At 60.9% G+C, this 12,764-nt stretch carries 13 protein-coding genes; 4 read left to right on the forward strand and 9 right to left on the reverse strand.

Features of this window, described 5'->3' with window-relative positions:
* The first annotated feature begins 98 nt into the window (after positions 1-98).
* The 3 genes from NCS28_RS22060 to NCS28_RS22070 all read left to right on the forward strand — a co-directional run bounded on the left by NCS28_RS22060 (position 99) and on the right by NCS28_RS22070 (position 3,534).
* The gene (locus tag NCS28_RS22060; RefSeq protein WP_250515905.1) at positions 99-821 is read left to right on the forward strand and encodes a PadR family transcriptional regulator; all 723 of its coding nucleotides are present in this window, start codon (positions 99-101) and stop codon (positions 819-821) included.
* Between the two features lie 16 nt (positions 822-837).
* On the forward strand, positions 838-1,668 hold the full coding sequence (locus NCS28_RS22065) for a siderophore-interacting protein (protein WP_250515906.1): 831 nt from the start codon (positions 838-840) through the stop codon (positions 1,666-1,668).
* Between the two features lie 108 nt (positions 1,669-1,776).
* Positions 1,777-3,534: an IlvD/Edd family dehydratase gene (locus NCS28_RS22070; RefSeq protein WP_250515907.1), complete on the forward strand. Its 1,758-nt coding sequence runs from the start codon at positions 1,777-1,779 to the stop codon at positions 3,532-3,534.
* Positions 3,535-3,554: 20 nt separating this feature from the next.
* Here the strand turns inward: NCS28_RS22070 and NCS28_RS22075 are convergent, their stop codons facing one another.
* From NCS28_RS22075 to NCS28_RS22115, 9 genes are all read right to left on the reverse strand, one after another.
* On the reverse strand, positions 3,555-4,436 hold the full coding sequence (locus NCS28_RS22075) for an isocitrate lyase/PEP mutase family protein (protein WP_250515908.1): 882 nt from the start codon (positions 4,434-4,436) through the stop codon (positions 3,555-3,557).
* A gap of 16 nt (positions 4,437-4,452) precedes the next feature.
* Positions 4,453-5,070, reverse strand: coding sequence for a 3-isopropylmalate dehydratase small subunit (gene leuD / locus NCS28_RS22080; RefSeq protein ID WP_250515909.1), 618 nt, complete (start codon positions 5,068-5,070; stop codon positions 4,453-4,455).
* A complete protein-coding gene (gene leuC, locus NCS28_RS22085; RefSeq protein WP_250515910.1) occupies positions 5,067-6,473 on the reverse strand; it encodes a 3-isopropylmalate dehydratase large subunit in 1,407 nt (468 codons plus the stop codon). Before leuC ends, leuD begins: the two co-directional genes overlap by 4 nt.
* A gap of 2 nt (positions 6,474-6,475) precedes the next feature.
* A complete protein-coding gene (locus tag NCS28_RS22090; protein ID WP_250515911.1) occupies positions 6,476-7,252 on the reverse strand; it encodes an ABC transporter permease in 777 nt (258 codons plus the stop codon).
* Positions 7,249-8,007 carry an ABC transporter permease gene (locus NCS28_RS22095; RefSeq protein WP_250515912.1) on the reverse strand — a complete coding sequence of 253 codons (759 nt, stop codon included), beginning with the start codon at positions 8,005-8,007 and terminating at the stop codon, positions 7,249-7,251. Before NCS28_RS22095 ends, NCS28_RS22090 begins: the two co-directional genes overlap by 4 nt.
* A complete protein-coding gene (locus NCS28_RS22100) occupies positions 8,004-8,864 on the reverse strand; it encodes an ABC transporter ATP-binding protein (RefSeq protein WP_250515913.1) in 861 nt (286 codons plus the stop codon). Before NCS28_RS22100 ends, NCS28_RS22095 begins: the two co-directional genes overlap by 4 nt.
* A gap of 7 nt (positions 8,865-8,871) precedes the next feature.
* Positions 8,872-9,870, reverse strand: a complete 999-nt coding sequence (locus tag NCS28_RS22105) for an ABC transporter substrate-binding protein (protein WP_250515914.1) — start codon at positions 9,868-9,870, stop codon at positions 8,872-8,874.
* 233 nt (positions 9,871-10,103) lie between these two features.
* The gene (locus NCS28_RS22110) at positions 10,104-10,808 is read right to left on the reverse strand and encodes a GntR family transcriptional regulator (RefSeq protein WP_250515915.1); all 705 of its coding nucleotides are present in this window, start codon (positions 10,806-10,808) and stop codon (positions 10,104-10,106) included.
* A gap of 49 nt (positions 10,809-10,857) precedes the next feature.
* On the reverse strand, positions 10,858-11,733 hold the full coding sequence (locus NCS28_RS22115) for a LysR family transcriptional regulator (protein ID WP_250515916.1): 876 nt from the start codon (positions 11,731-11,733) through the stop codon (positions 10,858-10,860).
* Between the two features lie 151 nt (positions 11,734-11,884).
* Between NCS28_RS22115 and NCS28_RS22120 the strand changes: the two genes are divergently transcribed.
* Positions 11,885-12,655, forward strand: a complete 771-nt coding sequence (locus tag NCS28_RS22120) for a glutaredoxin domain-containing protein (RefSeq protein WP_250515917.1) — start codon at positions 11,885-11,887, stop codon at positions 12,653-12,655.
* Positions 12,656-12,764 lie beyond the last annotated feature (109 nt).

A 12,764-nucleotide genomic window follows, 5' to 3' on the forward strand; every position in this document is an offset into this window, starting at 1 on the left:
CTCACCGCCCATCCACTGCGTGATCGCAACTCTCGCTTGACAGACAGTCTTTCGATATATATCTTTAGATATGTTTTACGACATATCTGGAGTGTTCTATGAAATCCCGTTGCTTTCACCGCGCACGTGAAGCCGGCTTCCGCGCATTCGGATTTGGCTTTCCCTTCGACACCCCCGAGTGGGCCGAACGCTCGATCTTCGAGCGCTGGGGCATGATCGGGCGCCATCGCCACGGCGGCGGTCCCGGCCGCATGGGTGGTGGCATGGGCGGCATGGGTGGATTTGGTGGCGAGGACGGCATGCCGCGCGGCCGCAAGTTCTCCTCCGACGATCTGCAACTGCTGCTGCTCGCGATGCTCGCCGAAGCGCCGCGTCATGGCTACGAGCTCATCAAGGCGCTGGAAGACCGCTCGAACGGCTTCTATACGCCGAGCCCCGGCATGGTCTATCCGGCGCTCACGTATCTGGAGGAACTGGGTTATGCGACCGTCGAACTGGAAGGCAATCGCAAGCGCTACGCGCTCTCGGATGCAGGTCGCGACTATCTCGCATCGAATCGCGAGCGCGTCGACATCATGCTCGCGAAGCTCACGCATTTTGCACGAAAGATGGACCTTGTGCGCCGCGCCTACATGGGCGAGGAAGTCGATGACGCCGCCGACAGCGGCTGGGCGCCCGAGCTGATCGCCGCGCGGCGCGCGCTGAAGAAAGCGCTGCTCTTGCGCACCGATGCATCACAGGACGAGCAACGCCGGATCGCCGCGATCCTTGCGCGCGCGACAGCCGAAATCGAACAGAACCCCGCGCCGAAGCAGGCGTGAAAAGAAGCCATACACGATGACAGATTCCGTTCTGCAAGACCGGCCCGAGCTCGAAGTCACGCGCGTGCGCCACGCGCTCAAGTTTCGCCTGCTTCAAGTCACGCGCGTGACGGCGCTCAATCCGTATCTCGTACGCGTGACCTTCACCGGCGATTCGCTCGACGATTTCGTGAGCGCCTCATTCGACGATCACGTGAAGCTGTTCTTCCCGCAGCCCGGCGAGACGATGCCCGCGCTGCCGCAAGCCGGTCCCGATGGACCCGTGTTCGATCCTGCGAAGCCGCGTCCGATCGCGCGCGATTTCACACCGCGCCGCTTCGATCGTGAAGCGCGCGAACTCGATATCGAATTCGCGCTGCACGAAGCCGGTCCCGCGACCGCATGGGCCGCGCAAGCCGCGCCGGGTCAGTATCTCGGCATCGGCGGGCCGCGTGGATCGTTCGTGATTCCGACGCAGTTCGACTGGCATCTGATGATCGGCGATGAGACCGCGTTGCCCGCCATCGCGCGTCGTCTGGAAGAGCTGCCCGAAGGGACGCGCGTGGCGACGCTGATCGAAGTTGCCGATCAATCCGCACGTATCGAGTTCGATACGCGCGCCGATCTCTATGCGCAATGGCGTTATCGTAACGAGAGCGAGCATCCCGGCGGCGCGCTGCTGCTTGCCTTGCGCGAAATCTACGTGCCCGAAGGCGAAGGCTACGTGTGGGCCGCGGGCGAAGCCACGCTGATGCGCGCAGTCCGCAAGCTGCTGTGCGATGAACGCGGCGTCGACAAGAAGCGCATTCGTGCTTCCGCTTACTGGAAGCGCGGCGAACAAGGCGTACACGAGACGATCGAAGGCTGATTCAATTCTTTCTGACAGCATCCAGCATGGTTCGACGCACAGTGAGCGCAAAGCCGCGATAATCGTGGCAACGGAGACATTCAACGCTCATCGAACGGTAATGCGACCATGACCGACACATTCGGGAAAAAGCCCAGCGAAGAGCCCGTGCAAGCAGGCGGCCTGCGTAAATCGCTGACGAGCTATGGAGACAACGGCTTCTCGCTGTTCCTGCGCAAAGCGTTCATCAAGGGTGCGGGTTATACCGACAGTGTGCTGGATCGCCCGTTGATCGGCATCGTGAACACGGGCAGCGCGTATAACCCGTGTCACGGCAATGCGCCGCAATTGATCGAAGCGGTGAAGCGCGGCGTGATGCTGGCAGGCGGCTTGCCGATGGACTTCCCGACGATATCGGTCGCCGAATCGTTCTCGCAACCAACGAGCATGTACCTGCGCAATCTGATGTCGATCGACACGGAAGAGATGATTCGCGCCCAGCCGATGGACGCGGTCGTGCTGATCGGCGGATGCGACAAGACCGTGCCCGCGCAATTGATGGGCGCGGCATCGGCCGGCATTCCCGCGATTCAACTCATCACGGGCTCGATGCTGACGGGCGCGCATCGCGGCGAGCGCGTCGGCGCATGCACGGATTGCCGCCGCTATTGGGGGCGTTTTCGCGCGGAGGAAATCGACGAAGCGGAAATCGCGGCCGTGAACAATCAGCTCGTCGCAAGCGTGGGCACATGTTCCGTGATGGGCACGGCGAGCACGATGGCATGCATCGCCGAAGCGCTCGGCATGACGGTGCCGGGAGGCGCATCGCCGCCCGCGGTCACGTCGGATCGCATGCGCATCGCAGAACTCACGGGCACGCAAGCGGTGCAGATGGCGCTGGATAACCTCACCATCGACAAGATTCTCACCGCCGAGGCATTCGAAAACGCAATGCGCGTGCTGCTCGCGATCGGCGGCTCGACGAATGGCATTGTGCATCTCACGGCGATTGCCGGACGCATGGGTTATGACGTCGATCTGAAAGCGCTCGATCGAATGGGACGCGAGACGCCCGTACTCGTCGACCTGAAGCCATCCGGTTCGCATTACATGGAGGACTTTCACAAGGCCGGCGGCATGGCGACGCTATTGCGCGAATTGAAGCCGCTTCTGAACCTCGACACATTGACGGTAACGGGCCGCACGCTCGGCGAAGAGATCGAAACCGCGGGCCCGGCATTCGAGCAGGACGTCGTGCGTCCTTTCGACAAACCGATCTATCCGCAAGGCGGCATCGCAGTGCTCGAAGGCAATCTCGCGCCGGGCGGCGCGATCATCAAGCAATCGGCGGCGAATGCGAAGTTGATGGAACACGAAGGCCGCGCGGTCGTGTTCGAGAATGGCGTGGATCTCGCGGCGCGCATCGATTCCGACGATCTCGACGTCACACCTGACGATATCCTCGTGCTGAAGAGCATCGGACCCAAAGGCGCACCGGGCATGCCGGAAGCCGGCTATATCCCGATTCCGCGCAAGCTCGCGGTGAAGGGCGTGAAAGATATCGTGCGCATCTCGGATGGACGCATGAGCGGCACGGCGTTCGGCACTATCGTGCTGCATGTGACGCCCGAATCGGCAGTGGGCGGACCGCTCGCGCACGTTCGGACGGGCGATCGCATTCGCCTGAGCGTATCGAAACGCGAGATAACTTTACTCGTCAGCGATGAAGAACTCGACGCGCGCGCGAAGGCATCGCCTGTCAGCGTGCCGAGCGCGGATCGCGGTTATCGCAAGCTGTTCTATGACACGGTGACGCAAGCGGACAAGGGCGTCGATTTCGACTTCCTGCGCGCGACGCAAACGCGAGGCGTGATTCCACGCGGATAAAAGAATAACAATCACGCCCGCTATTTCGGCTGCACGATGGCGAAGCGTTTCTCGACATCGACCGCTTTGTCCAGCCCGACAAAGCGGTTGTACTCCTCGAACGGCGTTAAGCGATCGGCGATCGCATCCGTCGAGCCTTCCCGCATGAACACGGCGAGCATGTCCTTCACCGCCTTGTGCATCGCGAGCATCGGCTCGATGGGGCTCAACGTGTAATCGAAGCCTATTTCGTAGGCCTCTTTCATCGACACGTAGGGGCTCTTTCCGGTACGCGCCTGATTGAAGAGAATCGGCTTGCCAAGCGGCTTCAAGCGTCGCGTGAGCTCGCGCATATGTTCGATGCTTTCCGGCGCGTCGGCATAGAGACCGTCCGCGCCCGCTTGCGCGTACGCTTCGAGTCGTGCGATGGCGTCGTCGATGCCCGTGACCGCGATCGCATCCGTGCGCGCCACGATGAAAAAATCCGGATCTCGACGCGCGTCGATCATCGCGCGCAACTTCAGCACCATTTCTTCCTTCGATACGAGCTGCTTGCCCGCATAGTGCCCGCACTTCTTCGGCAGCGCCTGATCTTCGAGATGCAGCACGGAGGCGCCCGCTTCTTCCCAAAGGCGCATCGTGCGCTGCACGTCGAGAATGCCGCCATAACCCGTATCGGCATCGGCGAAGATCGGCACCGACGTCACTCGGCATATGCGGCGAATATGCTCGAACATCTCCGTTTGCGACAGCACGCCGACATCGGGCTGTCCGGCGACGACACCCGACGCGACGAAGCCCGATACATAGATGGACTTCGCGCCGGCCTGCTCGGCAAGCATGGCGGTGATCGCGTCATGCGCGCCCATACAAACGAAAGGACCTTCCTTGAACAACTCGCGAAAACGTGCGGAACGGGTCAAGATGAGTCTCCGGAAGTCAGCCACGGTAAGCCCAGCCGCGCGCCTTGCGATCGTCGGCGCGATATCGCGCGATCTGTTCGCTCATGCGTCGTGTCTGGTCGATTTCATCCAGTCCTTCGAGCAGCGCCTCGCGTGGTGCTTCGTCGAACTCGAAGCGAATCGGATCGATTGCCGGAGCGCGTATTTCGAGCGCACGCAAATCGACTTCGACATTCGCGCCGTCGCGCGAAACAGCGGCAATTCGTTCGATAACGTTTGCATCGAGTTGCACCGCGAGCAAGCCGTTTTGCAGGCAATTGCTATAGAAGATATCGCCGAACGATGGTGCGATCACGCAGCGAATGCCCGCTTCCTCGAGCGCCCACACGGCCATTTCACGTGAACTGCCGCAACCGAAGTTCTTGCCGACAAGCATGATGCATGCGTGACGGAAGGCCGGCTGATTCAGCACGAAGTCATCCCGCTCGCCGCTCTCCGGTCCATTGCCGCGATAGCGCAATGTCTCCAGCAAATAAGGTCCAAGCTGACCGCGCTTCAATTGCGAAATGCGTTCGATGCGAATGATGAGATCCGTATCGATGTTATCGCGCAAGAGCGGCGCGGCCGGACCGATGATCGTCGTGACGGCTTTCATCGCGATACTCCCGATTGCGGCGCGGCGATATGGCCTGCAATCGCACTCGCCGCCGCAACTGCGGGACTCGCCAGATGCGTGCGCGCTCCCGGCCCTTGTCTGCCGATGAAATTGCGATTCGACGTCGATACGCAACGCTCACCGCGCCCGACGACATCGCCATTCGCACCGACGCACATCGAGCAGCCCGGCTCGCGCCATTCGAAGCCTGCCGCGCGAAAGATATCGTCGAGCCCCTCTTCATGCGCCTGACGTGCGACCGTGAGCGAACCCGGCACGACCCACGCCTTCACGTTGTCCGCAACATGAAGACCATCGACGATACGCGCGGCCGTTCGCAAGTCTTCGATACGGCTGTTCGTGCATGAGCCGATGAACACGCGATCCACGGCAAGCTCATCGAGATGCTGTCCCGCATGAACGCCCATGTAGTCGATCGCGTCTTGCGCGGCGCGCCGACGCGATTCGTCCGTGAGTGCCGCCGGATCGGGAATCGTGTCGTCGAGTGCGATCACATGTTCGGGGCTCGTGCCCCATGTCACTTGCACGCGTATCGCGGCTGCATCGACGATCACTTCAGAATCGAAGTGCGCGCCTTCATCACTCGCGAGCGCCTTCCAGTCCGCGAGCGCGGCATCGAATTGCGCGCCTTGCGGTGCATACGGTTTATCGCGCAGATACGCGAACGTCTTCTCGTCGGGCGCTATCAGCCCGAACTTCGCGCCCAGTTCGATGCTCAGGTTGCATAGCGTAAGACGCCCTTCCATCGACAGTTCTTCGATCGCCTCGCCCGCATACTCCACCGCATGTCCGGTGCCGCCCGCCGCGCCGATCTTGCCGATCACATACAGAATCATGTCCTTCGCGCTCACGCCTTCGCGCACGCGGCCTTCGAAGCGCACGCGCATCGTCTTCGGCCGCTTCTGGCGAATGGTTTGCGTGGCCAGTACATGAACCACTTCCGTCGAGCCGATGCCGAATGCAAGCGCACCCATCGCGCCGTGCGTGCAGGTGTGGCTATCCGCGCATACGATCGACGTGCCCGGCAACGACAGCCCAAGCTCCGGCCCGATCACATGCACGATGCCTTGCTGGCCATCATTACCGATATCGAAGATAGGAATCGCGTGATGTGCCGCCTGCAAGCGCATTGCATCGACCATCTCCGTGCTCCAGGCGGCATCGCCTGCCGTGCGACCGGGCATCGTCGAGATCACATGGTCCAGCGTTGTGAACGTCAGCGCGGGGCTATCCACGTTCAGGTGGCGTCGTTCGAGCACGCGAACCGCTTCGACGCCAGTCAGTTCGTGCATCAGATGACGATCCACTTGCAGAAGATCGATGCCGCCTGCTAGATGCGCAATTGCATGACTGTCCCACAGCTTGTCGAAGAGCGTTTTCATGATCAGTCGCTATGCGTGAGATGACGCTGCCAGGCGAGGAACAACATATTGACGAGCGTCGCGAACACGAAGAGCATCAGCGCGAGCGCCATGATCGTGCTGGTTTCGTTGCGGTTCATCGCGATCATCAGCAAACGTCCGATGCCGCTCTGCGATGCAAACATTTCACCGATCAGCGTCCCAAGCAACGTCAACGAAAAGCCGATGCGCAAGCCTGATACCACTTCCGGCACGCATGCGGGAAGCAGCACATGACACGCAAAATCGCCCGGGCTCATGCGATATGTCCTCGCCGCGCGCGCGTAAATCGGCGGCATGTTGCGCACTGCGTTCATGGTGAAGAGCGTGATGGGCACGATGCCGTGCATCACGCCGAAGACGATCTTCGCCCATAGGCCGAGGCCGCACGCGAGCAGCACGACGGGATAGAGGGTGACCTTCGGGATCGAGTAGAAGCCCATCATCAGCGGTTCCATCACGTCGCCGGCCATGCGGCGCGACCCTAGGAGCAAGCCGAGGCACACGCCTGCGATGGCGGATATCGCGAACGCCGATGCGAACGCGAGCGAGGTCACGTAAAGGCTCGTCGGGAAATCCGCATCGCTCACGATATGCACCGCGCGCTGCACGGTATGCACAGGCGTCGTCAGAACATCGGGGCCGAGCACTTCGCTCAGGATCTGCCATAGCGCGACGAGCACGACGATCAGCACGAACGCATCGGTCCAGCGCTGCGCGTGGCGCGTTCTCGTACCATGCGTGATGACGACGGTGCTCATGCCGCCTCCCTTCTGATGCGCCGGTACAAGCGCCTTTCGGCGTGCCGCAGCAAGCCGTTGATCGTAGTGACGAAGACCAGCATGAGGACCATGAGTCCGTACATCGTCAGGTTATCGAATGCGTTGTAGGCGAATGCAATCTGATAGCCGAAGCCCGATCCCGACAACACGAACTCGCCCGCGACGACCGCGATGAACGCGTACACCACCGTCAGTTTGATGCCCGTGAAGACGAACGGAAGGCTCGAGGGCAGCGTGATCAAACGAATCTCATCGAGCGTGCTCAGACGGCATACGCGCGCGGTTCGTAGGAGCACGCGCGGCACGCGTTCGAGGCCATTGAGCGTGTTCACGGCCATCGCGACGACCGCGAACAGAAAGCCGATGCCGACGAGCGGCCAGCGGTTCAGCCCGAAGATCACGATGAGAATCGGATAAAGCACGAATACGGGCACCGCGTAATACGACAGCAGCAAGGGATCGAGGACACGGCGCAGTCGCGGCAAACGAAAGAGCAACACGCCGCCGATGAATCCGACGATCACGGCAAGCGCCACCGCGGCCAATGCGCTGCCGAGCGTCTGCACGATATCGACGGTGAATTGCCCCGACGTGAGAATGTCCCACGCGCTCACCGCCATGCGCGAAGGTGGAATGAACGAAACTGGATTGATCCATGCAAGACGCGTGGCGATTTCGAGCAAGGCTATCAACCCGACGATGAGCCCGATTCGCCAGCGCGCCGCCTTGTTCACGGCTGGCTCCCGAGCGCTTTCAACGCTTCGTCGCGCAACAGGCCCCACACTTGCGCCGTGAGTTCGCCGAAGCGCGCATCGAGTGCGATCTTGCTGTCGCGCAGACGCGGCCAGCCTGTTTCGATCGTCGCGATGAAGCGGCCCGGACATGCCGACATCACGCCGATGCGATCCGACAGAAGCACGGCTTCATCGATCGAATGCGTGATGAGCATCACGGTCGCGCCAGTATCGCGCCATAGCTTCAGCGTTTCATCGCCCATGAGAAGACGCGTTTGCTGATCGAGTGCACCGAAGGGTTCGTCGAGCAGCATGAGACGTGGACGAACGACCATCGCGCGCGCGATGCATACACGCTGACGCATGCCGCCGGAAAGCTGCGCCGGATAAGCGCGTGCAAACGACTTCAGCCCCATGAAAGACAACGCGTGCTCGACGCGCTTGCGCACTTCGTTTTCCGCCACGCCCGCGCGACGCGCGGCGAACGCGGCATTGTCGAACACGTTGAGCCACGGAAAGCTCGCGTCTTCCTGAAACACGACAGCGACGCCATCAGGCACTTCGCGATTCACCGGCTGCCCTTCGAACTCGACCGTGCCGCCGCTCGCGGGATTGAGGCCCGCAAGCACGTCGAGCAAGGTGGATTTTCCGCATCCTGAAGGACCCACGACCGAAAAGAATTCACCCGCGCGCAGTTCGAGAGTCACCGGTCCTAGCGCATGAAACGGCGGCTTGCCCGACACGCCGGGATAGATGCGTGTGACATCGATAAGACGCGCCTGCACGCGCTCCGCATCCTGGAGAGAAGAATCGCGCGATACGACCGATATCTTCGTGCGACGTGACAACACGCTCATCGCGGCCTCACTTCTTTGTTTGCAGATCGGCGGGAAGCAGCGATTCATCGACGATCTTCGACCAGTCGAACGGACCATCGGGAATCGCCTTCACGAGAATCAAACCCTTTAGCACTTCGTCCATGCCCTTGCGATCGAAGCTGCCTTCGCTCCAGTATTTCGGATCCGATTGCAGCACATTATTCAGTGCGGAAGCCGCCACCGCCGGGTCCATCTTGTACTGCTTCGCCAGAATCTGCGCGGACTCGTCGCGATGCGCGGCCATGTATTGCACCGCCTTGCGACGCGCCTTGATGATCCCTTTGATCACTTCGGGATGCGACTTCAGATAATCGGTGCGCACGATGCCGACCGTCTGCGTTTCATTGGGCACGATATCGGTCGAACGAAAAGCGATGCGCAACTGATCCTTCTTCGCGCTGTATGAAGGCTCCGTCATGTAAGCGACATCGACCGCGCCCTGCTGCAATGAAGTGAGCATGCCGCTCGAACTTCCGACGGGTTTGCGCTGTACTTGTCCCGTCAATCCGGCGCGATCGAGCGCAATGGTCACGATCGTATCGGTCGTCGATTTCGGACTGCTATAGCCGATCGTCTTGCCTTTCATCTGCTGGATATTGTTGATCGTTCCATCCTTCTTTTCGACCCAGACAAGATCGGCGAGGCTCTGTACGCCGCCATGCACGATGGTCAGATCGACACCCTGCTTCACTGCCGAGATCGCCGCGGGCAGTGCGACTTCGCCATAAGGAATCTCGGATGCCATCGCGTTGCGCACAGTGGTGCCACCGCCTTCGGACGTGATGAAGCCCGATACGTCAACGCCTTCTTCCTTGAAAAAGCCCTTTTCCATCGCGACCGCGAAGGGCACGCCGTACATGCCGTCGCCCCAATGCGTGACGGTGAGCGGTGCGGCGAGAGCGCCGGTGCTCCAAACGCAGCCGGCTGCAAGAGACGTGAGACAGGCACCGCACGCGAACCTCGCGATCTTTGCAAGCGCAAACATGTAGGGTCTCCATCCATGATCGGCGGTCTCGCAGCGTGCTCGGCGCATGCGGCCGCACTGTGTTTTTCCGGACCTGCTCTATACGTTGCTGTCTGCTCGAGCGCCGCAAACGAATGCATTGCTCGCACGGCCGTATCGCATAACCGTGCAAGTTAATGTATGCATTAAATCCGTGAAAGTCCAGATTCATCGAGGGCGTAGATACCCTCGTCGAATCGGGCGCGAGTCTTGAATCAGGCTTGCTGAATGCCGTATTGCTGCAGCACGTTGGTCTGGTCGCGCCACCCACGCTCGCGGTGAGCGCGATACAAGTCGCTTGCTTTCGCTGCATCGCCGCAACGCATTGCGTCGATGATGTCGTAATGCTCTTGTATCGACTTCGACGGCTGCGGATGCGGCTTGACCATCTGCGTGAAGCGGCGCACGCGGTGCACCTGATCACGGCAATTCACGACGATGGCATGAAGTCGCGCATTTCCGCTCAACGCAATGAGCGTCTCATGAAAGACTTCATCCGCCGCGGCCCACGTGAACATGTCGCCGCGTTCGAGTGCGGCGGTCATCGTCTCGCATGAGTGAATGAGCGGCGCTAAGTCCACGTCCTTTCTCGATGCGACGAGCGCCGCCGCTGTCGATTCCAGGCTGATCAGCACTTCATAGATGTGTTTGATATCGGAGATGGAAGTCGGCACGATGCGGATGCCGTGGCGCGGCACGATCTGTACGAGGCCTTCGCCTTGCAGACGCAGTGCGGCCTCGCGGATCGGCGTGCGGCTAAAGCCGAGCATCAGCCCCAATTCCTGCTCGAGCAAATACGAGCCCGGCGTGAGCTCGCTTTCAATGATCCTTCGGCGCAGTTCGCGATAAGCAAGCTCGGTCGTGTTGCGTTTCGCAGGCTTCGCGCCTTCGACGGGTTTGTCGTTCAATGAAGCGGCCACGCTTGACCTCCCCGATGGATATCCGTCTTGCGACGATGGTAACACCGCGTCAAACGTCGGTGAGGTGCGCGACGAGCTTGCGGCACGCCTCCGGCAACGCATCGAGCGAGCGCACGCCGATGAGCAATTCGCGCGCGGCCCATGCGTCGCTCAATGCGACGACGGCGAGCGCATGTTGTTTCGCCACTGCCTCGGGCATCACGCCGAATCCCAAGCCCGCTTCTATCATCAGGCATTGCGCGTCATAGCTCGACACCTGAATGCGCACGCGCACCGAGCGTCCGAGTTCATTTGCCGCGCGCGTGAGGCACTGGCTGATCGCGGTATCGGATGGTAAGGCGACGAACTCTTCATCGAGCGCATCGGCGAACATGATCGATTGCGCTTTCGTCAACGCATGTCCTCGCGGTGCGGCGAGCACGAGGTAATCCGTGCGATAGGGAATCGCGTGAATCGCATGGCCGTGAGGAACAGACGTGAACACGCCGATGTCCGCCGCATTGTCCGCCACTGCGCGCACGACTTGCGCGCTCGGCTTTTCATCGAGCACGATGCGCACATGCGGGTGACGCGCCGCGAACGATTGAATGTCGCGCGGCAGGAACTGAACGATCGAAGATATGTTCGCCGCAATGCGCACGATGCCGCTCGTGCCGCTCGCGAAATCGCGCATCTGTATGGCGATGTCGTCGAATTGATGCAATGCACGATGTGCGAGCGCCGCGAGCCGGTCGCCCGCTTCGGTCGGCTCCACGCCCTTATTCGTGCGGCGCAATAGCGGCACGCCGAACATGGCCTCTATCTCGCTGATGCGCCTGCTCACCGCCGCGGCCGCGATGTGTTCGCGCTGTGCGGCCGCGGCGATCGTGCCCGCATCGACGACGGCGAGGAACAGTCTCAGCGAAAGCGGATCGATCGGCTGCATGGATGGCGTCTTCTTCTATCAGTCACGTGCGCAGTGTACTCAAAGAACGCGTGCCATCGTGGATGGCGATGACGGCATGACGAAGCGTAGCTTTGCCACGCACCGCAGCGCGCGGAAAATGCCTTGAATCATGCACTCGCAAGGAGCCGCTATGCAGGAAGCCGCTGTTGCAAGCCGAATCCGCGTGTTCTGGCAACCGGGATGTTCGTCGTGCCTGCGCACGAAGGAATTTCTCGCGCGTCAGGGCATCGAGTTCGAATCGATCGACGTGCACAACGATCCCGAAGGCCGCGCCGCGCTTGCGGCGCTCGGTGCGCGCAGCGTGCCCGTGGTCGCTTTGGGATCGAAGTACACGTTATGCCAGTCCATCAACGATGTGATCCGCTTTCTCGATCTCAAGACCACGCCGACGCCGCCCTTGCCACCCGCCGAGTTGGTCAGCAAACTCGCGCATGTGCTTGAATCCAATGTGCGCTATGCGCGTCAGTTCGGCGCCGAATACTTTCGCAAACCTTTTCGCAATCGCAATCGCACGCCGGCCGGTTTGACGTTCCATGTGTTTCGCGTGGCTGAAATGGGCGTTCAGGCGGCGCATCAGATCGAATTGCGTTTCGAAGGCTTCGACGATCAACCGCCAATGGAATGGCAGGCCGAAGATATCGCGCGCTGGGGCGAAGGTGTGCGCGAGAAGTTATTGGATTGGTGGGAGCATGAATCCGATCGCTCGCTCGCGTATGACGTGCCGACCTATTACGGCCGCCGCTCGATGCATGAAGTGCTCGAACGCACCGCGTGGCATAGCGCGCAACACACGCGGCAAGTCATGCTGATGCTGGAAAGCGACGGCGTGACGATCGATCGTCCCTTGACCGCGAACGACCTCGCAGGCCTGCCGCTGCCGGAAGAAGTCTGGGATAAATGATTCCCGTGCGCTAACGTATACGTTGAGCGATACGGCGAATTTCTTTTCATATAATGAAGGCATTCCGTCCGCCGGTGCGTGGCCCGGCGGATTTATCGTCCGTGCATCG

Origin of the sequence: Caballeronia sp. INDeC2, assembly GCF_023631325.1 — a bacterium.
Taxonomy (GTDB): domain Bacteria; phylum Pseudomonadota; class Gammaproteobacteria; order Burkholderiales; family Burkholderiaceae; genus Caballeronia.